At 63.8% G+C, this 20,173-nt stretch carries 20 protein-coding genes and 1 tRNA gene; 11 read left to right on the top strand and 10 right to left on the bottom strand.

Features of this window, described 5'->3' with window-relative positions:
• Window positions 1-109: 109 nt before the first annotated feature.
• The 5 genes from proC to SPMU_RS13470 all read right to left on the bottom strand — a co-directional run bounded on the left by proC (window position 110) and on the right by SPMU_RS13470 (window position 3,131).
• Window positions 110-904: a pyrroline-5-carboxylate reductase gene (proC, locus tag SPMU_RS13490; protein WP_088334457.1), complete on the bottom strand. Its 795-nt coding sequence runs from the start codon at window positions 902-904 to the stop codon at window positions 110-112.
• Window positions 905-910: 6 nt separating this feature from the next.
• Complete coding sequence (locus SPMU_RS13485; RefSeq protein ID WP_088334456.1) at window positions 911-1,417, bottom strand: type III secretion system chaperone family protein; 507 nt, start codon at window positions 1,415-1,417, stop codon at window positions 911-913.
• A 46-nt stretch (window positions 1,418-1,463) separates the two neighbouring features.
• Window positions 1,464-1,730, bottom strand: a complete 267-nt coding sequence (locus SPMU_RS13480) for an accessory factor UbiK family protein (RefSeq protein ID WP_088334455.1) — start codon at window positions 1,728-1,730, stop codon at window positions 1,464-1,466.
• Window positions 1,731-1,755: 25 nt separating this feature from the next.
• A complete protein-coding gene (locus SPMU_RS13475) occupies window positions 1,756-2,277 on the bottom strand; it encodes a TspO/MBR family protein (protein WP_088334454.1) in 522 nt (173 codons plus the stop codon).
• Between the two features lie 119 nt (window positions 2,278-2,396).
• Window positions 2,397-3,131, bottom strand: coding sequence for a TlyA family RNA methyltransferase (locus SPMU_RS13470; RefSeq protein WP_088334453.1), 735 nt, complete (start codon window positions 3,129-3,131; stop codon window positions 2,397-2,399).
• Window positions 3,132-3,307: 176 nt separating this feature from the next.
• On the opposite strand from SPMU_RS13470, the gene SPMU_RS13465 reads away from it, so the two are divergent.
• Window positions 3,308-3,973, top strand: a complete 666-nt coding sequence (locus tag SPMU_RS13465) for an RBBP9/YdeN family alpha/beta hydrolase (protein WP_088334452.1) — start codon at window positions 3,308-3,310, stop codon at window positions 3,971-3,973.
• 184 nt (window positions 3,974-4,157) lie between these two features.
• Here SPMU_RS13465 and dxs read toward each other — a convergent pair whose 3' ends face one another.
• Complete coding sequence (gene dxs / locus SPMU_RS13460; RefSeq protein ID WP_088334451.1) at window positions 4,158-6,080, bottom strand: 1-deoxy-D-xylulose-5-phosphate synthase; 1,923 nt, start codon at window positions 6,078-6,080, stop codon at window positions 4,158-4,160.
• A 65-nt stretch (window positions 6,081-6,145) separates the two neighbouring features.
• Complete coding sequence (locus tag SPMU_RS13455) at window positions 6,146-6,613, bottom strand: Fur family transcriptional regulator (RefSeq protein WP_088334450.1); 468 nt, start codon at window positions 6,611-6,613, stop codon at window positions 6,146-6,148.
• Window positions 6,614-6,743: 130 nt separating this feature from the next.
• On the opposite strand from SPMU_RS13455, the gene SPMU_RS13450 reads away from it, so the two are divergent.
• The 3 genes from SPMU_RS13450 (at window position 6,744) to SPMU_RS13440 (ending at window position 9,105) form a co-directional block, all read left to right on the top strand.
• Window positions 6,744-7,523, top strand: coding sequence for an SDR family oxidoreductase (locus SPMU_RS13450; RefSeq protein ID WP_088334449.1), 780 nt, complete (start codon window positions 6,744-6,746; stop codon window positions 7,521-7,523).
• A gap of 64 nt (window positions 7,524-7,587) precedes the next feature.
• Entirely contained in the window at window positions 7,588-8,961 is a 1,374-nt protein-coding gene (locus tag SPMU_RS13445) for a class II 3-deoxy-7-phosphoheptulonate synthase (protein ID WP_088334448.1), read from the top strand.
• Window positions 8,962-9,029: 68 nt separating this feature from the next.
• Window positions 9,030-9,105, top strand: a tRNA-Glu gene (locus SPMU_RS13440).
• 449 nt (window positions 9,106-9,554) lie between these two features.
• Here SPMU_RS13440 and SPMU_RS13435 read toward each other — a convergent pair.
• The 3 genes from SPMU_RS13435 to SPMU_RS13425 all read right to left on the bottom strand — a co-directional run bounded on the left by SPMU_RS13435 (window position 9,555) and on the right by SPMU_RS13425 (window position 14,281).
• Window positions 9,555-11,207 (bottom strand): alkaline phosphatase D family protein, encoded by a 1,653-nt coding sequence (locus SPMU_RS13435; RefSeq protein WP_088334447.1) that lies wholly within the window; start codon window positions 11,205-11,207, stop codon window positions 9,555-9,557.
• Window positions 11,208-11,218: 11 nt separating this feature from the next.
• Complete coding sequence (locus SPMU_RS13430) at window positions 11,219-13,552, bottom strand: TonB-dependent receptor (protein ID WP_088334446.1); 2,334 nt, start codon at window positions 13,550-13,552, stop codon at window positions 11,219-11,221.
• A 138-nt stretch (window positions 13,553-13,690) separates the two neighbouring features.
• Window positions 13,691-14,281 (bottom strand): alpha-ketoglutarate-dependent dioxygenase AlkB, encoded by a 591-nt coding sequence (locus SPMU_RS13425; RefSeq protein ID WP_088334445.1) that lies wholly within the window; start codon window positions 14,279-14,281, stop codon window positions 13,691-13,693.
• 141 nt (window positions 14,282-14,422) lie between these two features.
• On the opposite strand from SPMU_RS13425, the gene SPMU_RS13420 reads away from it, so the two are divergent.
• The 7 genes from SPMU_RS13420 to SPMU_RS13395 all read left to right on the top strand — a co-directional run bounded on the left by SPMU_RS13420 (window position 14,423) and on the right by SPMU_RS13395 (window position 19,994).
• Window positions 14,423-14,932: a CinA family protein gene (locus tag SPMU_RS13420; RefSeq protein WP_088334444.1), complete on the top strand. Its 510-nt coding sequence runs from the start codon at window positions 14,423-14,425 to the stop codon at window positions 14,930-14,932.
• Window positions 14,933-15,272: 340 nt separating this feature from the next.
• On the top strand, window positions 15,273-15,401 hold the full coding sequence (locus SPMU_RS17415; protein WP_281250992.1) for a hypothetical protein: 129 nt from the start codon (window positions 15,273-15,275) through the stop codon (window positions 15,399-15,401).
• A 138-nt stretch (window positions 15,402-15,539) separates the two neighbouring features.
• The gene (locus SPMU_RS13415) at window positions 15,540-16,235 is read left to right on the top strand and encodes a response regulator (RefSeq protein WP_088334443.1); all 696 of its coding nucleotides are present in this window, start codon (window positions 15,540-15,542) and stop codon (window positions 16,233-16,235) included.
• Window positions 16,232-17,377 carry a sensor histidine kinase gene (locus SPMU_RS13410; RefSeq protein WP_140418477.1) on the top strand — a complete coding sequence of 382 codons (1,146 nt, stop codon included), beginning with the start codon at window positions 16,232-16,234 and terminating at the stop codon, window positions 17,375-17,377. The genes SPMU_RS13415 and SPMU_RS13410 overlap by 4 nt, the downstream gene beginning before the upstream one ends.
• Before the next feature lie 97 nt (window positions 17,378-17,474).
• Entirely contained in the window at window positions 17,475-18,014 is a 540-nt protein-coding gene (locus tag SPMU_RS13405; protein WP_245833326.1) for a DUF2141 domain-containing protein, read from the top strand.
• Window position 18,015: 1 nt separating this feature from the next.
• The gene (locus SPMU_RS13400) at window positions 18,016-19,260 is read left to right on the top strand and encodes a glycosyltransferase family 4 protein (RefSeq protein ID WP_245833325.1); all 1,245 of its coding nucleotides are present in this window, start codon (window positions 18,016-18,018) and stop codon (window positions 19,258-19,260) included.
• 116 nt (window positions 19,261-19,376) lie between these two features.
• On the top strand, window positions 19,377-19,994 hold the full coding sequence (locus tag SPMU_RS13395; RefSeq protein ID WP_245833324.1) for a hypothetical protein: 618 nt from the start codon (window positions 19,377-19,379) through the stop codon (window positions 19,992-19,994).
• Window positions 19,995-20,173: the final 179 nt, after the last annotated feature.

The following is a 20,173-nucleotide window of genomic DNA, read 5'->3' as shown; positions in this document are numbered from 1 at the left end:
TAAGCAGCCGCGCCGTGGATACGACGTGCGAACGCAGGCCTGACCTGACATCTTCCGCCGAGCGACTGCGCAGAACCGCTCTGGCCACGCCAAGAAGAGCCGCTGCGGCTCAGTTCCTGGCCGCGGTGGCCAACTCAGCATTCCGCTGCCGACTGGCTGCGAGCGTTGCCTTCAGCAGCGACTGCAGCGCGTCGTCGCGGTCGAGCACGTTCAAGCCCTCGCGCGTCGATCCACCAGGGCTGGCCACGCGGTCGGCCAGAACCGCGGGGCTCTCCCTTGCTCCCGCTGCCATGGCCGCGGAGCCCTCCACGGTCGCCAGCGCCAGCCGCGCCGCCTGATCTTCCGGCAGGCCCAGCGCCGCGCCCGCCGCGGCCAATGCATCGATGAACCGGAAAACGAAGCCGGGGCCGCATCCGGACAGGGCCGTCACAGCGTCGAACATCGCTTCGTCGCCGATCCACTCGACCTTGCCGAGTGGCGCCACCAGCGCTTCTGCGACGCCTCGTGCTTCAGCGGTCGATTTGGCTGCGTGCAGCGCCGTCACGCCCTTGCCGATCGCCACCGGCAGATTAGGCATGGCGCGGACGATCGCACCTGCCGGGATCCGCGCCTCCAGCGCCGCCTCTTCCACGCCAGCGAGGATCGACAGCAACACCACGGGCCGAACGGTGGCAAGGCTCGGCGCCACCGCATCCAGCAACTGCGGCTTCACCGCCAGCACGATCACCTCGGGGGCAGGCCCATCGGGCGCGGCAAGAACGCGAACGCCCTCGGGCACCATGGGCGTGCCTGGATCGATCACCGTCACGGCGTCGGGCGAAAGGCCCGCCGCGATCCAGCCGCGCAGCATGGCGCCGCCCATGTTGCCGGCCCCGACCAGCCAAAGCGACTTCGGCAATGCCATTGGGGACTATGCCTCGCCTTGCGTGTCGATCAGCGCGGCGGCAATCGCCTCACGCGGAGTTTTTCCGCCCCACAGGACGAACTGGAACACAGGGTAGAAGCGCTCACATTCGTCGATCGCCGTGTCAACCAGCAGCTGCGCCGCATCCAGCGAGAGCGTGGCGTCCTCCTCGCTTTGATCAACCAGCGCCGCGTGGCGGTACAGGAGGATCCCGCTGGAGGACCAAAGCTCGAAATGGCCGAGCCAGAGCTGTTCGTTGACCAAACCGATCGTCTCGTAAATCGCAGAGCGCGCATGCTCCGCCACCTTCACGTCCGGGAAGGTGAGGAATTGGAGAACACCGTCCTCCTCCCGCCAGAGCGCGCGCAGCTCATACTCGGTCCAGCTGCCTTTCATGCTGGCGCTGATCTCGTCCTCGTGGCGGTCGTAGGACCAGCCATGGGCCGAGAAATAGCTTTCCAGCATGTCGAGCGGGGCTTCGGGTTCGTGTTCGATGTCGGCTTCGTCGAGCATTACGGCCTTATCGCACGGGAAGGGGCCGTCAGGCAAAACATCGTGTTCAAGCGGCTGTGGACGAATCGTTCTGGTGGCGCGCTTCCAGCGCATCAAGTCGGGCGCGCAACGCGTCTGCCTCCTCGCGAGCGGCGACCGCCATGGCCTTCACCACTTCGAATTCCTCGCGGCTGACAAAGTCGAGGCCGCCGATCCACTCGCGGGCCCGTTCGCGCGCGCCGGCCTGCGCCTCGCGGCCCACGCCCGCTACGGTGCCAGCGGCGCCGTTCATCAGTTTCACCAAATCGTCGAACAGTCGGTTTTCGGACTGCATGGGGCCAAGCCTTTCGGGTAAAGTATCAACCGATGACTTGGGAGGTTCGGGCGCTTGGCACAAGGGCCTGCGCGTCGGGGTTCAGTTGCCCGATCCGCCAGGTCAGCGCGGCGGCAAAGCTGATCCACACCAGATAGGGCACCATGAGCCAGGCGGCGCGCGGACGAATGCGGCTGAAGACGATCGTGGTCGCGATCGCCAGCACCAGCATCGTGATCAGCGTGATGAAGGCCAGATTGATCCGATGCGCGCCGAAGAACAGCGGAGTCCAGGCAAGGTTCAGGCCGAACTGCGCCACAAACAGGCCGATCGCCATGCCGCGGAGGCCGGCGCCTCGGGCGTTGGCGATCATGGCCAGAGCCAGCCCCAGCATGATGTACAGCGCGCTCCAGGCCAGGGGGAATACCCAGCCGGGCGGGGTCAGGGCGGGCTTCGCAAGGGCTTGATACCAAAGGCTATTGTCGCCGGCCGGCACACTGCGACCCGACAGGAACCCCAGCAATAGGATAAGCGGCACGCAGAAGAGCGCCCACCGTGCAAAGGACATCCGCAACTGCTCTTTTGATGCGATGCCCCCCACAAGCCCTCCTGGTCCGTTTCGCCGCCATAATCACGCTGCGCACGCGAGGTAAACGGGTGAAATCGCCCGCGGAAAAGCCGATCGCCTCAATTACGGACAGCAGCGAGCAGGAATTCAATATTCCCTTCCGGTCCGGTGATCGGGCTTTCCACTACGCCTTCGACTTGCCAACCCTTGCGCTCGAACCACGCGGCGACTTCATCGCACACGCGGCGACGGACTTCGTCATCCCGCACGACGCCGCCCTTCCCTACCTCTTCGCGACCAGCTTCGAACTGGGGCTTCACCAGCGTCATCGCCCGCGCACCGTCCTTTGCGAAACCGAGCGGCACCTCCAAGACCTTGGCGATACTGATGAAACTGGCATCGCACACGATCAGATCGACCATCTCTGGTATATGGTCAGCGGTGAGCAGACGCGCGCTGGTCTGCTCGTGCACCACCACCCGGTCGTCCTGACGAAGCTTCCAGGCGAGCTGATTGGTCCCGCTATCTACGGCATATACCCGCGCGGCGCCGCGAGTCAGCAGCACGTCGGTGAAGCCGCCTGTGGAAGAGCCAACGTCCATCGCCACGGCGCTGGTGACGTCCCACCGGAATTGTTCAAGCCCATGCGCAAGCTTGATGCCACCTCGCGACACCCAGGGATGATCGCGCCCGCGTACGTCAAGAATCGCATCATCGGCAAGCGTTTGCCCCGGCTTCTCGACTTTCCTCTCCCCCGCAAAGACTAGCCCGGCCATGATCAGCGCCTGAGCACGCGTGCGCGACTCCGCCAGTCCCCGGTCCACAAGCAATTGGTCTGCACGAGCCTTTGGCATGCGGCTCTATCGGTCCCATTGCGCTTCGTCGCAAGCCGTCCTCGACCGGGCGACAGCTCGGAACCGAGTTATTGCCGATCGGTTTAGTGGGATATAAATAGCTGGCGAGGTCGCGGTGTCGGGCGTCCCCCTAGAGCACCGGCAGCGCGGCCTCGCCTACGAAAAGGAACACCGTCATGGGCCTTTATTCGTCCTCCCTCGCGCTGAACCCAACCGTTTTGACGGTGCCCGGCCTCGGGAATTCCGGGCCGACGCACTGGCAAACGCTTTGGGAGCAATCACGTTTGGACACGCACCGGGTCGAACTCGGCATGTGGCAAACGCCGCACCGTAATGCGTGGGTGACCAAATTGGATCAGGCGATTGCCCAAGCCAAAGCTCCGGTCATTCTGGTGGGGCACAGTCTAGGCTGCCAAGCCATCGCCTGGTGGGCCTCGCTGAGCCCTCAGCCTTATGGCTGGCCGGTCGCCGGCGCGCTGCTGGTGGCGCCCGCAGATGTTGACCGCGCAACTATCCCTGCGGAATTGGCGACATTCGCGCCGGCACCACGGATGGCGCTACCGTTTCCCTCGATCCTGGTGGCAAGTACCGACGACCCTTGGATCGAAATCGATAAAGCGCACAGCCTTGCCGCCGATTGGGGCAGCTATTTCATCGACGCCGGCGCACAGGGACATCTGAACGCCGCGAGTGGGCTGGGATGGTGGCCAGAAGGTCAGGAGTTGCTAGAGAGGGTCATCGCCGCGTCCGGTGGGCCACATGGCGAAGTGCGCGCGCCAGGAGATGCGCGCGCGATCCTCAAGCAAAGCGCGGAGGTTCATCGGCCAAACGCCCAGATGTGAGCAGAATGAACTGGCCGCCCGGCTTCACCAACGTCTCCTCAGGGCTGAGGCGGCCCGGTCTCCTCGTTGATTTGCGCTGCGCCGAGCCTACGCGCCTCCTTCATCCTGCGCCACAAAGCCAAGTTGAAGCAGGCCAGTGCGACAACCATCAGCGCGGTCGCAAGGATGACCTTGGCCCAGCCGCTCACGCCCGCGCGCCGACCGCTTCAGCCTCATTCCAGCGCAGGGCTTTCAGGACCGTTCTGACAATCCCTTCAGCATCCAGCCCGGCCTCGGCATATTGCGCCTGCGGCGTATCCTGATCCTGGAACACGTCCGGCAAGCGCAACGTGCGCAACTTCAATCCGCCATCAATCAGCCCTTCGTCAGACGCCAGGGTCAGCACATGAGCGCCCAGGCCGCCAATCGACCCTTCCTCGATCGTCACCGCGACCTGATGGCTCCCGAGCAACTTACGAATGAGCGCCTCGTCCAGCGGCTTGGCGAAACGTAGATCGGCCACAGTGGTCGAAAGCCCCTTTGCATCGAGCTGATCGGCCGCCTTCAGCGCCTCGGCAAGCCGCGTGCCCAACGAGAGGATCGCAACCGTCTTGCCATCGCGCACGATCCGGCCCTTGCCGATCTCCAGCTTCTCCGGCGTGGTCGGCAGCGGAACGCCTACGCCATTGCCGCGGGGATAGCGGACCGCAATCGGCCCGGAATCGTGCTCCACACAGGTATGCGTCATGTGGACGAGTTCGGCCTCGTCCGCGGCAGCCATGACGACGAAGTTGGGAAGACTCGCCAGATAGGTGATGTCGAACGAGCCCGCATGCGTGGCGCCGTCCGCGCCGACGAGCCCAGCCCGGTCGATCGCAAAGCGCACCGGCAGGTTCTGGATCGCTACATCATGCACCACCTGGTCATAAGCGCGCTGCAAGAACGTCGAGTAGATGGCGCAGAAGGGCCGCATTCCCTGCGCGGCTAAACCGGCGGCAAAGGTCACGCCATGCTGTTCGGCAATACCCACGTCGAATGCACGATCCGGGTGGCGCTTGGCAAAGCGATCAATTCCGGTGCCAGACGGCATCGCAGCGGTGATCGCGCAAACCCGGGGATCCCGGTCGGCTTCATCCGCAAGCGCGTCTCCGAACACATTCTGGTAGGCCGGCGGGCCCGGCGGCGCCTTCGCCTGGGTGCCGGTGATTACGTCAAACTTCTGCACGCCGTGATACTTGTCGGACGCCGCCTCGGCCGGCGCATAGCCCTTGCCCTTCTTCGTCACCACATGGACGAGAATGGGCCCCTCCTCGGCATCCCGCACGTTCTCGAGCACAGGGATCAGGTGTTCGAGGTTATGGCCGTCGATCGGCCCCACGTAATAGAAGCCAAGCTCCTCAAAGAGCGTGCCGCCCATCGTCATTCCGCGCGCGAACTCATCGGTCTTGCGAGCGGCATTGTGGATTGGGCGCGGCAGCCGGCGCGCGACACGCTTCATCAGCTCGCGAACCGACAGAAACTCGCGGCTGGAGACGATGCGAGAGAGATACGCCGACAGGCCACCTACCGGCGGCGCGATCGACATATCATTATCGTTCAGGATCACGACCAGCCGATTGCCGGCAGCCTGCGCGTTGTTCATCGCCTCATAGGCCATGCCGGCAGACATCGCCCCGTCACCGATTACGGCGATCGCCTTGCCAGGCTGATCCGCCAGCTTGTTCGCGATGGCGAACCCCAATGCCGCGGAAATAGACGTCGAGCTATGAGCTGCGCCGAACGGATCATACTCGCTTTCGGAGCGCTTGGTGAAGCCGCTCAGTCCGCCGCCCTGGCGGATCGTTCGAATACGATCGCGGCGTCCCGTCAGGATCTTGTGCGGATAGCATTGATGGCCGACATCCCAAATCAGTCGATCGCGCGGCGTGTCGAACACGTAGTGAATCGCCGTGGTTAGCTCCACTACGCCAAGGCCCGAGCCAAGGTGCCCGCCCGTGGTACCGACCGCACTGATGGTCTCCGTGCGCAACTCATCTGCGAGTTGGCGCAGTTGCTCGGGAGCAAGCTTTCTCAAATCGGCCGGTGTCGAAACGGTGTCGAGCAGCGGCGTCGAGGGCAGATCGGTCATTCTGAAGGGCTTACTCCAGCAGGTCGATCGTGTCGAATGCTACCGTTTCGGCATCAGCAAATTGCTCAGCCCCCGTTGCAGGCGGCGCACCGGCCGCGCACCTCAATCACGGGACGAACCGGCACGAACCCAGCCGCCGACGCGGCATCGCGCACCCCACCGGTTAACCGATCATCATCAAGGTGCGTCGTCTGACCACAAACGTCGCACACCAGAAATATACAATCGTGCAAGCATCCCGGGTGCGCATTGGCGACGTAAGCGTTCGCGCTCTCCACCTTGCGCACGAGGTTTGCACCAACAAAAAGGTCCAAAATGCGGTACACGCTGTTGGCAGCAACACGCCGGCCTTCTGTCTTGGATACAGCTTCCGCGATGTCATAGGCGCTCGCCGGCTTGTCGAACCCGGCCAACGCGCCGAACACGCTGGCGCGCATCGCCGTCCATTGCTCACCGGCGCGTTCCAGCGTCGCCTGTGCGGCCTGCGCGAGGTCCGCGCCCTCTGGTTCGTGATGTTGATGAGCATGGGGCATGACCTGGATTTAGGTCCGCCGCCGCCTCGCAGCAAGCATGACCCGCACCGTTGCGTATCGATGGCAGGTGACGGATCGCTAATTCTTCGTCATCGAACAGATTCCACCGATACCATTCAGGAGAAACGTCGTGGACCTTGGCCTTGCCGGCAAGACCGCCATCATCTGCGCCTCCAGCCAGGGTCTGGGCAAAGCGTGCGCCGAGGAGCTCGCACGCGCCGGCTGCCGCATCGTCATGAACGGCCGTGACGCTAAGGCGCTGGCCGAGGCAGCCGAGGCGATCCGTGACGAAACGGGTGTCTTGGTTGAGTCGGTTGCCGGCGATATCGGCGATCCGGGCGTGCAAATGTCACTGGTTCAGACGGCGGGTGCACCGGACATTCTGGTCAACAACAATGGCGGCCCGCCCCCGCGCGGTTTTCGGGCGTTGGACAGCGACGCGATCCACGCCGGCTTGGATGCGAACATGGTCACGCCGATCCGAATGGTTCAGCAGATCATTGACGGCATGGTCCAGCGAAAGTTCGGGCGGATCATCTGCATCACGTCCGGCTCGGTAAAATCCCCGGTTGCGGGACTGGATCTGTCCAGCGGCGCCCGGCTCGGCCTCCATGGGTTTCTTGCCGGAGTCGCACGCGAGGTTGCCAGCGCCAACGTTACCATAAACTTCCTTATGCCGGGACTGTTCGCGACCCGCCGGCTTGGCGGCGTGATGGCGTTCGCCGCCAAAGCGCAATCGATCGATGTCGAGACCGCCGAAGCCCGCGGGCGTGAGCGGATTCCGGCAAAGCGCTTTGGCGATCCCGCTGAGTTCGGTGCGGCCTGTGCCTTCCTCTGTTCGGCGCAGGCCGGCTTCATCACCGGGCAGAGCCTGCTCATCGATGGCGGCGCCTTCCCAGGAGTGCTATAAAGCACAGCTTGTTTGCGCAGCGGGCAAAATTCCCGCATGTCCGCGCGCCGAAAGGAACTTTGCCATGGCCGCCAATTGGGCCCCCGACAGCTGGACTGCGCATGAGGCGCGTCAGCTCCCCGATTACCCCGACGCCACTGCTTTGAAGGCAGCAACAGACGCGCTCCGTTCGCATCCGCCGCTCGTTTTTGCTGGCGAGGCGCGAAATTTGACGGCGGAACTGGCGCGGGTCGCTGCGGGTGAGGCTTTCCTGCTCCAGGGCGGTGACTGCGCGGAGAGCTTTGCAGAATTTCATCCAAACAACATCCGCGATACTTTTCGCGTGATCCTGCAGATGGCGGTGGTGCTTACCTTCGCTTCCAAGCTGCCTGTGGTGAAGCTCGGCCGTATGGCGGGTCAGTTCGCCAAGCCCCGGTCCGCTCCCACCGAGACAATCGATGGCGTGGAGCTGCCCAGCTATCGCGGCGACAATGTGAACGACATCGCCTTCACGGCGCAGTCCCGCGTGCCCGACCCGCAGCGTATGGTGCAGGGCTATGCGCAAGCCGCAGCGACGCTGAACTTGCTGCGCGCCTTTGCGCAGGGCGGCTATGCAAACCTGGCGCAGGTCCATCGCTGGACGCACGACTTCATGGGGCGCTCGCCCTGGGCGAAGAAGTACGCTGAAACCGCTGACCGGATTGGCGAAGCACTGGAATTCATGGCGGCGTGCGGCATCGACCCGGAAACGGTGCCCCAACTCGCTCAGACCAGCTTCTACACCAGCCATGAGGCGCTGCTGTTGCCCTACGAAGAGGCGATGACCCGTCAGGATTCCCTGACCGGCGACTGGTATGACACGTCCGCGCATTTCCTCTGGATCGGCGATCGCACCCGCTTCGAAGGGTCGGCGCACGTCGAATTCCTGCGTGGGATCGGCAATCCGATTGGCCTGAAGTGCGGTCCCAGCCTCGAGCCGGACGTTCTTTTGCGCCTTCTCGATACGCTCAACCCTGGTCGCGTGCCCGGCAGAGTGACGCTCATCACGCGCTACGGTTATGACAAGATCGAAGCCGCCTTCCCCCGACTTCTCCGCACGGTGACGCGTGAGGGACATCCGGTGGTGTGGAGCTGCGACCCGATGCACGGCAACGTCGTCAAGGCCGCAAACGGCTACAAGACCCGGCCGTTCGACCGAATCCTCAGCGAAGTGCGCGCGTTCTTTGCGATTCACCGTGCCGAAGGAACCCATGCCGGTGGCATCCACGCGGAGATGACAGGTCAGAACGTCACTGAGTGCACCGGCGGTGCTATCGACGTGACGGAACAGAGCCTCGGTGATCGCTATCACACGCACTGCGACCCGCGCTTGAACGCGGGCCAGAGCCTCGAATTGGCATTTCTCCTGGCGGAAATGCTGAACGCGGAAATGGCGGAACGCCGCCGAGCCGCAGCTTGACAGAAAAGCGGAAGCGGTGGGTTGACGGCCCACCGCGTTCCCCGTAGACGCGCCGCTCCCGCTCGCACGGCCCCTTCGTCTAGCGGTCTAGGACGTCGCCCTCTCACGGCGAAAACACGGGTTCGAGTCCCGTAGGGGTCACCAGCGATGAATTTGAACTAATCTCTGGAACAGACAGCGAAGCGGCTGCTTTGGCAACCTGCGTAGCGCTGGACCGTGCTTCATTCGCTGTCCTAGTTCTTCGAGCTCCATCCGTACAACTTGCCGGGATCTAGTCTCGATCCAATCGCGTAAGCCACGAGCCGCGTGCAGCATCCGGTAGCCTCCCGAACACGGGAAAGGCGTGCGCACCTGAGCGGATCTAGTCACGCATTCCATCGTCTCGTTCCCGGATCGTTCTGGCAGCGCCGCTGGGCAAGGTTATCTGAAGCTAACGCTAAGCCGCCGGCCTCCAGACTACTTGAATTCAAAGCAGGGCGCCCGCAATTGCGCGAGCGCCCCGTCTCAGGTTCAATCTAGCCCCTGTATCTTCGAGTGCGAACGTTACCCCGTCAGTAACCAGTACGAGCACCTTCAGCCCGACGTGGCCCTAGTCAGAGGCGTTCAAGCGGCGTTCGCGACCGACCTGGGAGTGCACGATAGGTAGCATCCACCGCACGAGCGAACGGTTTCGCCAGGATCGTCGACACCGTCACGAACTGCGCCGTTGCGGCCTCACGGGTGAGTGTCAGCAACGTGTAGCCCTTATGATCCTGATCGCAGTAGGCGACTTCGCGATTGAACGCAGCCAGTGCGCTGCCCAGCCCCGGGAGCAAAGATCCGTACGAGGGACTGGTGATCGCAGTCGCACCGAACTCCGAGGCCACCAGCGTGCCGCGGTCGTCATACAGATCGTTGGCCCAGGCGGCGTGGCTGTCCCCCGCCAGCACGATCGGCTTGGCGCCCGCACGCTGGAAAGCTGCGTACAGCCGCTCGCGCGCGGCGGGATAGCCGTCCCAGGCATCGAAGTTGAACGGCAAGCCCGCCTTGTACCCGGCCGCCGCTTGCTGGAGCCGGTCCCTGAAGGCTGGCGGCAGCTGCTTGATGCGTGCTCCAAAGGTGCTGGCATAGGGCTCTGCCGTAAGATCGGGACCCGCGACGCGCGCCATGACGATCTGGTTGCCGAGCAACTGCCAGGGTTTGTTGGCGCGTACTGATCCTGCCAGCACGCCCTCCAGCCAACGCTGCTGATCGGCACCGAGCAGTTCCCGCTCCGGCTGCGCGCGTTCCGCCATAACCGCGGCGAATTGCTCCTGGGTAGGCGCAGCGCCCTTCACCTCGGCCTGTTTCGATCGGGCAAGCAGGCGCGTCTCGACCATGGCAAGCGTCGCCAGATCGCCAAACTCGAAGCTGCGGTTGATCGCCTCGCGCGATTTCCCCTGCTTAGGATCGCGGATCGGCATCCATTCGAAATAGGCCTGCATCGCTGCCGCCTTGCGCGTCGCCCAGTCGCCTTCCGTCGCTGGATCGTGGTTCTCCGCGCCGCCGATCCAACCGTCGTTGGCGACCTCGTGATCATCCCACACGCAGATAAACGCGGACCGCGCATGGGCCGCTTGCATGTCGGAATCCGACTTCACCTGCGCATGACGCCGACGGTAATCGGAAAGACTCAGGATCTCGTGGGGCGGGTCGGGAAGGCGCCCGAGCTTCTGGCCGATCTCCACGCCATAGCCTTCGGCGCCATATTCATAGATATAGTCGCCGAGGTGCAGCACCGCATCAAGCCGCGGGAGCGCGGCCATGTCAGCGTAAGCATTGAACAGCCCGCCGGGATAAAGCTGGCAGGATGCAACCGCGAGCACCAGATCGTCGACGGCGCCAACCGGCAAGGTGCGGAAGCGCCCGGTCGGCGACCGTTGTCCGGCCGCCGTGGTGAACCAATACCAGTAATCTTGGCCTGGCTTCAGCCGATTTACTTCCACCTTCAGGGTGTGATCGGCCGCGGACCGCGCCTTGGCCTCTCCTGACGCGACTGGTTTCCCATCTGCCGACGTCGCAACGTACCATTTAACCGGCACGTCAGCAGCCGGCGCGTCGGCCGTGACACGGGTCCAGATAACCGCACCGTCAGTGGCCGGATCACCGCTGGCGACACCATGAGCGAAGCGCACATTGGCCGTGTCCGCGGCCAGGCTGGCAGCAGGCAGCCCAAGCGCCGCACTGCTGCCGATCAGCGTAAGGGCGCTCCGTCGATTAAACGTCATGTCCCGTGTCCTCAGAATCGAGCGGTAAGCTGGGCGCCGTAGAAGCGGGGCTCGGCCGGAATGAATGTTGGGGTACGGAAGCCCCCGCCCGTGTTCCCGGCGTCAAGCAAATAGCGCTTGTTGGTAGCGTTGCGAACAAAGCCGGCAAGTTCGAAGCGGTCGTCCGCGAAGCTCACGCCTGCACGCGCGTTGATCAGGGTGACCGGACCTTGCGAGAGCGCGATGTTGTTGGGAACTTCAAAGAAGATACGGCTGCGATACGTCACCGTCGGCGTCGCGAAGAAGCGGACGCCGCCGCTGAGCGGGGCGTCGATGGTGAAGCCGGCAGCAGCTTGCCATTCGGGTTGCAGGCGGAAACGCGCGCCAGAGAAGGTGGAAGCGAAACGCTCATTCTCGTCAATGCCGCCGTCGATATAGCCAACGTTGCCGAACAGATTGAGCCACGAGCCGGCGCGAACGTTGAGCTCCGCCTCTACGCCAAGATTGCTCGCAGTGCCGGCGCTCTGGGTGAGCGACGTACCATTGGGCTGAAGCACGCTTACCTGGAAGCCATCATACTTCTGATAATACACCCCAAGGGATCCGGAGACCGGTCCGATCGCACCCTTCAGTCCAGCCTCGTAATTCCAAACGTTCTCCTCGGGTACCAGCTGAAGATTGGGCACGCCGCGCCCAATCGCCAGACGCGCATTCAGCTGGACCACAGGCGAGCGGCGACCCTTCGAAATGGTGCCGAACACGTTCACGTCCGAGTTCAACCGGTACAGCACGTTGAAGCGCGGGAGCACCGCCGCATAGGAGCGTTGCGCCGTGAACGTCTGCCCGCCGGTGTCAACCTGCCCGGGGACAAGCGAGGTCGCGCCGGGGTTGAGCACCGGGCGCGGTACGCGCGCGAAGAAGCCGGACTTGCGTTGTTCGATCAGCAGGCGGGCGCCAGCAGTAATCTCAAGCGCGGGGGCCGGGATCCATGTCGCGTCCGCGAACATGGAATAGCTGTCATTCTGGCCCTGGTTCTCGAACACCGAAGAATACGGAATCTGGGTCGCGGCGCCACGGGTCGCGAGCGCGGTTACCTGTGATGCCGTCACGACGCCGGCTGCGTTGATGCAACCGAGCCCCGGGATCGGGCGCGTCGCTCCCTGAAGCACGGAGGCGCATTGCAGGAAGGTGCCCTCTTCGGACGAAAAGGGGACGTTCTGGAGATTGTCTTCGACGAAGACATTCCAACCGACGGAGGCGCGCCACTGCGGATCGGTGTAGGAGAAGCGTCCTTCATGGCTGGCCTGCCAGCCTTTCGCGATTTCGGCGAATTCCAGGAACCAAGCCGCCGAACCGTCGGCATCGAAGACTTCGCGGCTGTCGAAGTGGCGATAGCCGTTCACCGTGGTGAAGGTGAGCCCCGGAGCGAATTCGTAGCTCGCGGTCAGGTTGACGTCATAGACTTCGCGGTTCAGCCCCAGCTGGTCCTCGCCAAGCACCTGCGCCGACAAGGGCGAGCCGCCCAGATGCGCCTTGCCGAAGGGATTACCGGGGCCAGCCTCGGTCGGCAGCACGCGCGAGATAAAGGGCGTGCCGCCGTTGCGCTGCTGGTCATAGGTGCCGATCAGGTCGACAGTTAGCGCGTCGGTCGGCGTGAAGCGGAGCGAGGCGCGCACGCCGAGCTGATCCTGCGAGTACAGTTCATCTTCCTGCCGCGGCGACAGATTCTCGACATAACCGTCGCGCTTCTTCCATTCAAAGGCGATCCGGCCGGCAACCGTGTCCGACCCGGCATTGATGAAGCCCGACACCAACGTCGCGTCGTAATTACCGTACCCCGCAGTCAGCGCGCCGGAAAACCCTTCGCGCGGGCGCGCCGATGTCATGCTGATCGCGCCAACTGCCGACGCGGTGCCGAACAAGGTTGCCTGCGGCCCCTTAATCACCTCGACCCGCTCAAGATCATAGATCGCCTGGTACGAGCCACGCGAGCGGGAGATATCCACGCCGTTGTAATAGAGCGTGACGCGGGGCCCCTGCTGCGACGATCCTGAATCCGAGGTGATGCCGCGGATCACGATGCCGGGGTTGTTGGCGCTCTGCTCCTGAATGTTGAGGCCGGGGATATAGTTGGACAGCTCATCCAGATCGCTCACGCCGATCTCGGCCATGCGCTGGCCGGTCAGAGCCGAGATGGTGATCGGCACGTCTTTCGCACGCTGTTCGATCTTCTGCGCCGTGACGATGATGTCGCCACCCTGTCCTTCGGACGCTGCTGGATCCTGAAGCGCGTTCTGGGCCACCGCAGGCACACTGACGAACGCGGTGGTGGCGAGCAGAACCGCGAACGAAATACGATTGGTCATCTTGTCCCCCGAATTGGTTCCGGGCGGTTGCAGAAGGATTGTTAAACGGCGGCGGCGGCTTGGTTACGATTGCAAGACCATTCATCATTTCTCCCGCCCTCACCGCCCGCCAGGCGCAGGCTGTTCGTCACCGCCAGATCAGTCTCGCTTGCCCTGTCGCGTTGCTGCTTCGCCTCGTTCCGACAGGCTGCGAAAGGTGATCGACCAACGTGTTCGGTCCATCTCGGCGATACTGTGCTCCCATACATGCCGAGACTCACCGGACAGGTGATATGCGCCCCGCGGCGGCAGCGGAACGTTCACCCGCTCGAAGCGATCGCCTCGTCTTCGGCGAAAGCGCATGATCGCAGGTGCGCCTAGCGAAATGCCCACCACATGCTCAAAGGCGGGGCGATCGCGGTGCCAGCCGATGCCGGCGCCGGGATCGTAACGGATCAGCAAGGCCTGGACCAAATCTTCCGCTGGACGGTCGGCGAACGCTGCCGCGCGGCAACGGATCGGGAGGAGCCAGGGGGGAAGCGGGTCGGCATGCTCAAGGCGCATCCGATCGAAGTCGTAGCCCAGACCGAAGGACGTCGTCAGCCGCTTGCCTTCCCATCCTTGGAAACGGAAGGGCGACAACCCGGCCGCATCGATCGCGTCGATTAATGCTGCCTCTTCGGCTTCGGTTACCACGTCGGACTGCGAGCGCAGGCCGGGCAGCGCGGGGGTTCCAAACAAGTCCTTCATCACCGTGGATCGTAGAGCCATTATGGCGCGATGGCGCGGCAGAAATGCGTTCTCATCGCTTGCTTCAGCCTGCACCCTAGCGGAGAACGCTAAACACAACGCATATCGTGCGACGGCGACACTGTTGGAGAACAGCCGACGATGCTCGACACACTTGCCCCGATCGCCGCCCGCGTCGGCGCCATTCTGCTGGAGCGGCGGCAAACGATCGCCGTGGCCGATGGTGCGACCGGCGGCCTCATTCTTGCCGGGCTATTGACCATGGCCGGCGCCACTCGCTTCTGCCGCGGTGGCGGGGTCGTCTATTCGCTGCGCGGCCGCGACATCCTTCTGGGGCTGCCACGCGAGCAACTGGTGGGAATGGAGTCGGTTACCGAGGCATATGCCCTGGTGCAGGCGGATGCCATCCGGCAGCATTTCCGCGCGGATTGGGGCGTCGCCGAGAGCGGCGCCGCCGGACCCGATCAGCATCCGCGCGGCGCGCCGGCGGGGCGAACGTGTATCGCCGTCAGCGGACCGGGCGTCGCGGTGACCAAGTCCTGCGACACGGGATCAAACGACCGGATTGCAAACATGGGAGCCTTCGCGCAGGCCGCACTGACGTTCCTGGTGGACACGCTGGAGGCCGCTGCCGCTTCGAAGGAAGAATAAGCGCGGCCGAGACCTTGGGTTCAAGAGGCGACGATCGGCTTTGTTCAAGACGAGACCGCTATGTCGTGCGCCGCCGCTCCCGTCGGGGCCGGGCCTGAGATTCTGCACCTCAGAGCCTGGCAGCAAAATGCCTCGTCCTGGATCAAGGCCGGCGTGACGAAGAGATATCCGCAGCGGCATCAAAGAGGTGAAGGGAGTGTGTTCACGCGCTGCCAGCCTCTCCAAATCCCCATCGTTGCGCCAGTCGGCGAGCAGCGCGTTGAAGGCTTCGTTGTCCGGCGCATAGGTCTGCCCCGCTTGGCCGCCCTCCAGATCGCCTTCATTGTTGTGATCGCCGGGCGTGCAGCTTTCGACAGAGGCGCGGTTCACCACCGACAGCGTCTTGATCGTGCTGACACAGGCGTCCTATGCCTTAGGCGTCGGCTCCACTTCGGTCGCGCCGCGCTTCTTCGCCTCGGCGGTGACATAAACAATGTGCTGCGCCTAATCGTCGAGCATCGAGGCGCAGATGATGCAAGCCGGGCCAATTGGGCGCTTCGGCTCGGCCGTGGCAGCCCTTAGCCCGCAAGCTATGGACCTTTGCAGGATCGGATGGGAATAGGCGTCCGTGAGCGAACTCATCCTGATCGTCGAAGATGACCGCGACATCGCCGACCTCCTGATCGCCTACGCGAGGCGCGCCGGGTTTAGAACGAGCTGGGCGGCGAACGTCGGCGATGCGGTGCAACTACACGCGCAAATGCGACCGGCGCTCGTGATGCTTGATATCGGCCTGCCCGATGGTGACGGCATTGACGTGCTGACAGCGATCCGGCGGCGGGACGACACGCCTATCATCATGATCACCGCAGTCGATGACGACGTCACCAAATTGATGAGCTTTCGCGTCGGTGCGGACGATTATGTGATGAAGCCGTTCAATCCATCCGAAGTGATCGAGCGAGCGCGCGCCGTGCTGCGCCGCGTGCAGGGGGCGACGCGCGCACGGACGCTCGTCGCGGGCGATTTAAGCATCGATCTTGACGCCCGCCTTGCGGAGGTTCGAACAGATGACGGCTCCCAACCATTGCCGCTCGCACTCACACCCACCGAGTTTCAGATCCTCGCGCATATGGCGCGGCAACCACGCCGCGCCTTTTCACGAGCAGAGTTGCTCGAAGCGGCAGCACCCGAAAGCGAAGCTTTGGATCGCGTCATCGACTCCCATATTTCGAAGCTGCGTATCAAGCTTTCCGCTGCCGGACTGGTAGGAATGATCCAACCAGTTCGAAGTGTCGGCTACCGGTTGGCGCCGAACTCTTGAACCGTCTGTCCGTCCGGATGCTGCTGCTGGCAGCATTCATGACCGTGCTGACGCTGGCAATCGGGCTCGGCGCCTCCTTCGTCATCACCTCCCTGGACATCTATGATCTGACGGCGGAGATGCCCGTCGCCCGATGGCGCGAAATTCATGGAATGTTGCCGAACGATCCCGCGGTTCGCACGCGCTTCCATGACTTGTTCGTTCGATATAGCCACACCAATATTCGCGGCCAGGACTGGTTCTTCATCGCAATCACCGCCGGCATTTCCACGTTGCTCGGCGGGGCTGTCGCCTTTGTCTTCGCACGACGGCTTAGCCGCCCGATCACGGCAGTGGCGGGCGCGGCAGTGCGGGTCGCTGCGGGCGAGCAGGACGTTCGGATCAAACCGGTGGCGCTCGCCGGTGAGGTGGCCGAGCTGGTGGAAAGCTTCAACGCGATGGCTGCGTCGCTGGACGCCTATGAACGGGAACGTAGCATCCTAACCGCAGGCATCGCGCACGAGATGCGCACGCCGCTTACAGTGCTGCGCGGGCGGCTGCACGGGCTGATCGATGGTGTGATCGCGATGAACGGTGCGGAAGCCGCGACCTTGCTGCGGCACGTTGACCGGTTGTCGCGCATCGTGGAGGAATTACGCACACTTGCTCATGCGGAGGTGAACGCGCTGATGCTAGATCGCCGCGAGGTCGATCTGGCGGAAACCGCCCGGCTCGTTGCCGCCGATCTCGCGCCGCTAGCGGCAGACGACGGCGTCGGCATCGTTGTATCGGGCAGTGCGCCGCCATTGTCCTGCGACCCGCTACGCATCAGCCAGGCGCTTACCAACCTGATCTATAACGCGGTGAAGCATGCGCCCTCGGACTCGCAGGTGCTGATCTCCATCCACCAATCCGGCGCTTATGTCATGCTATCGGTGGCGGATTCAGGCCCTGGGTTTGCCGCCGACGATCGGGAGCGGCTTTTCGCTCCGTTCTGGCGGGCCAACTCTCCGGCGAACGCAGCGAAGCCGGGCAGCGGCCTTGGCCTGAGCCTCGCCTTGAAGATAGCGCAGGCGCATGGCGGCACGATCATTGCCGCGAACCGCGAAGGAACTAACGGCGCCATCTTCACCTTGCAACTGCCGCTCGGCGCGGCCGACTAGACGCTTTGCCAACATAATCTCCATCGAACCTCCACACTGAACTTCTAGTTGCGGCCATCCCGTCGCGACGTGCGCGTCGCCTGTTCTGGATGGCCCATTGAACGATTTTCGCCGCTTTGCGTCCACCGGCGCACTCTTTTTGATCTGCGCCGGCGCGCCCGCGGCAGCGATGCCGCAAGTCCCGCTCGGCACCGATCGCGACGCCTGTGCCCGCGGCGATGGCCCCGCATTTCTCGTCCGCATCGCCGGCCTGAAGGATCGCGCCGGGCGAATGAAGGTGGAGCTTTATCCAGCCACCGAAGCCGACTTCCTGAGGCCCGACGCCGACCTTCTGAAGGAAGGTAAAACCTTCCGCCGGGTCTGGGCGGATGTGCCCGCGCAAGGGCCTGTGGCGATGTGCATCCGCGCTCCCGCACCCGGCAGCTATGCTCTGATATTCACGCATCAGCGCAAGGGCATCAGGAAGTTTGACATTTGGGTCGATGGGGTTGGCGTGCCCGGTTCCACCAAGATCGGCCGGTCCAAACCGCGCATGGAAGAGGCGCGCGTCGCCGCGGGACGCGGCATCACGACCAGCGAAATCAACGTACAATATCTGCGCGGGCTCGGCGGATTTGCCACCGCGCGGGAGAATTGAGGTGGCAAGAACCCTCGCCACGTTGCCGCGCCGGTCGCGTGTTGTTTCTGGCGCGCGCGCCCTTGGAGGAGCGATCGTCCGGCCCCGCCTGGTTTCTGCGCCTGCCGAGCCGCTCAAGGTCGCGCTATTCTCGGGCAACTATAATTGCGTACGTGACGGTGCGAATCGGGCGCTCAATCGTCTGATCCGCCATGTGCTCGCGCGAGGTCATACTGCGCGAGTTTATTCTCCCGTCGTAGCGCGGCCCGCGTTCGAACCCGCCGGCGATCTCGTGCCCGTTCCCTCCTTACCCATTCCGGGCCGGCCCGAATACCGCCTTGCGCCGCGCTTGCCGAGGGCAACCGCCGCCGACGTGCGTGCGTTCGCACCGGACATTATCCACCTTTCCGCGCCCGACGGGCTAAACGCCGGTGCGATCCACCTAGCTCGCGCGCTGGGCGTGCCGGTTGTCGCGAGCATGCACACGCGATTCGAGACCTATTTCGAATATTACGGCCTTGGCCTGTTGCGACGCCCGGCAGAGGCGTGGCTGAAGCGCTTCTATACGCGCTGCGATATGGTGCTGGTCCCGAACGCCGACATCGCGGCGGAGATGCGCACGCGCGGCATGACAGTGCCGACGCGCATCTGGAGCCGCGGTGTCGATCGTACTCAGTTCACACCCGAGCACCGCTCGATCGCATGGCGGCGAGCTGCGGGTATCGCTGATCGAGAGATAGCCGTGCTGTTCTTCGGGAGGTTAGTCTCGGAAAAGGGATTGGCCATGTTCGCCAAGACGGTGGCCGCGTTGCGCGCACGCCACGTGGCGGTTCGGCCCCTGGTAATTGGTGACGGCCCTGAACGCGAGCGCTTCTCCAAGCAGCTTGGTGATGCCGTGTTCACCGGCCACCTCGATGGCCGCGCCTTGGGACGAGCAGTTGCCAGCGCCGACATCTTCGTCAATCCCAGCCTCACCGAGGCCTTTGGCAACGTCACGTTGGAGGCGATGGCGTCGGGCGTGCCGGTTGTCGCCGCCGACGTGCCGTCCACCCGTGCGCTGATCGACAACGGCCGGTCCGGGTTGCTCGTACCGCCACGTGAGCTGGCTTCATATGTCGATGCCATTGCAGCGCTCACCGGGGATCCGGCGCGGCGGGCCGAGCTTTCCCGCGCGGGGCTTGCCGTGGCGGAACGGTTCGATTGGCCGACGACCCTAGACAGCGTGATCGCGGCCTACCAGGCCAGCACTGCGGAACGCCGCGCATGAACGCTGGAGTTGCGAGATGCCTGCGCCGCCGCTCCGCGCTGCCGATCCTTCTTCTGCTATGTGCGGTATCAGCGTCAGCGGGAGCGGCCACGACCGCGCCAATCATTGCTGAACCGATGATCTTTGACCTCGTCCGCCCGCTCGGCGCCGGCCGCGGCGAACTCGAGATCAATACACTGGCGCAACGTAGTCTTTCAGGTCCTGACAACGCTGTTCATTGGGCGCCGGAGATCGAACTAGCGGTGGCGGACGGGTTCGCGGTCGAACTGGAGCTGCCGCTCAGCGGCAAGTACGTCAGCGACTATAAGTTGGGGCTCCAGGGCACCTTTGGAGTCTTCAACGGCGGCAAGGCGATCCATGGCGCGCAGTATCTCGGTCTCTGGAACAAGGAGCATCGGCGGTGGGAGAGTTCGCTGCTATACATCATTGGCAATCGCCTTAACGATCGGTTCAGCACCCTCAGCATGATCGGCGTCGGAGACGTGAGCTCGGCCGGCGGGTCCGAGCGGTCGCTGCTCGTGAACCACACCAGCTTCTACGATGTCGGCGCAGCAACCGTTGTCGGCTTGGAGGTGAACATTCGCACAGGGCAGCAGCGATCGACGCTGATCATGCCGCAAGTTCACCAGTCGTTGGCGGAGCGGCTCGATCTGCAAGCCGGCTTTGGCGCCGCACGCGAGCGAGGCGATGCGTGGCGTCCTCAGCTCGGCTTGCGGCTAGTGCGAGAACTCTAGGACGAGGACCCCAGAGTCGTAGCGCGCCGGCTTATGGAGGCACTTTTTCCGCTTCTGCATGACCCGCCTAGGGTGACAGGTAAAAGCTTGGGAACGGCGCTGCCAAAAATGGCTGGCATCTGGATCGAAGCAGCCTTCCGGGCGCTTGTCAGGGCAATGCAATCAGAGTGGGCGATGAA

It is taken from the genome of Sphingomonas mucosissima, assembly GCF_002197665.1.
Classification (GTDB): Bacteria; Pseudomonadota; Alphaproteobacteria; order Sphingomonadales; family Sphingomonadaceae; genus Sphingomonas; species Sphingomonas mucosissima.
This window is presented reverse-complemented; position numbering and strand designations above follow the sequence as displayed.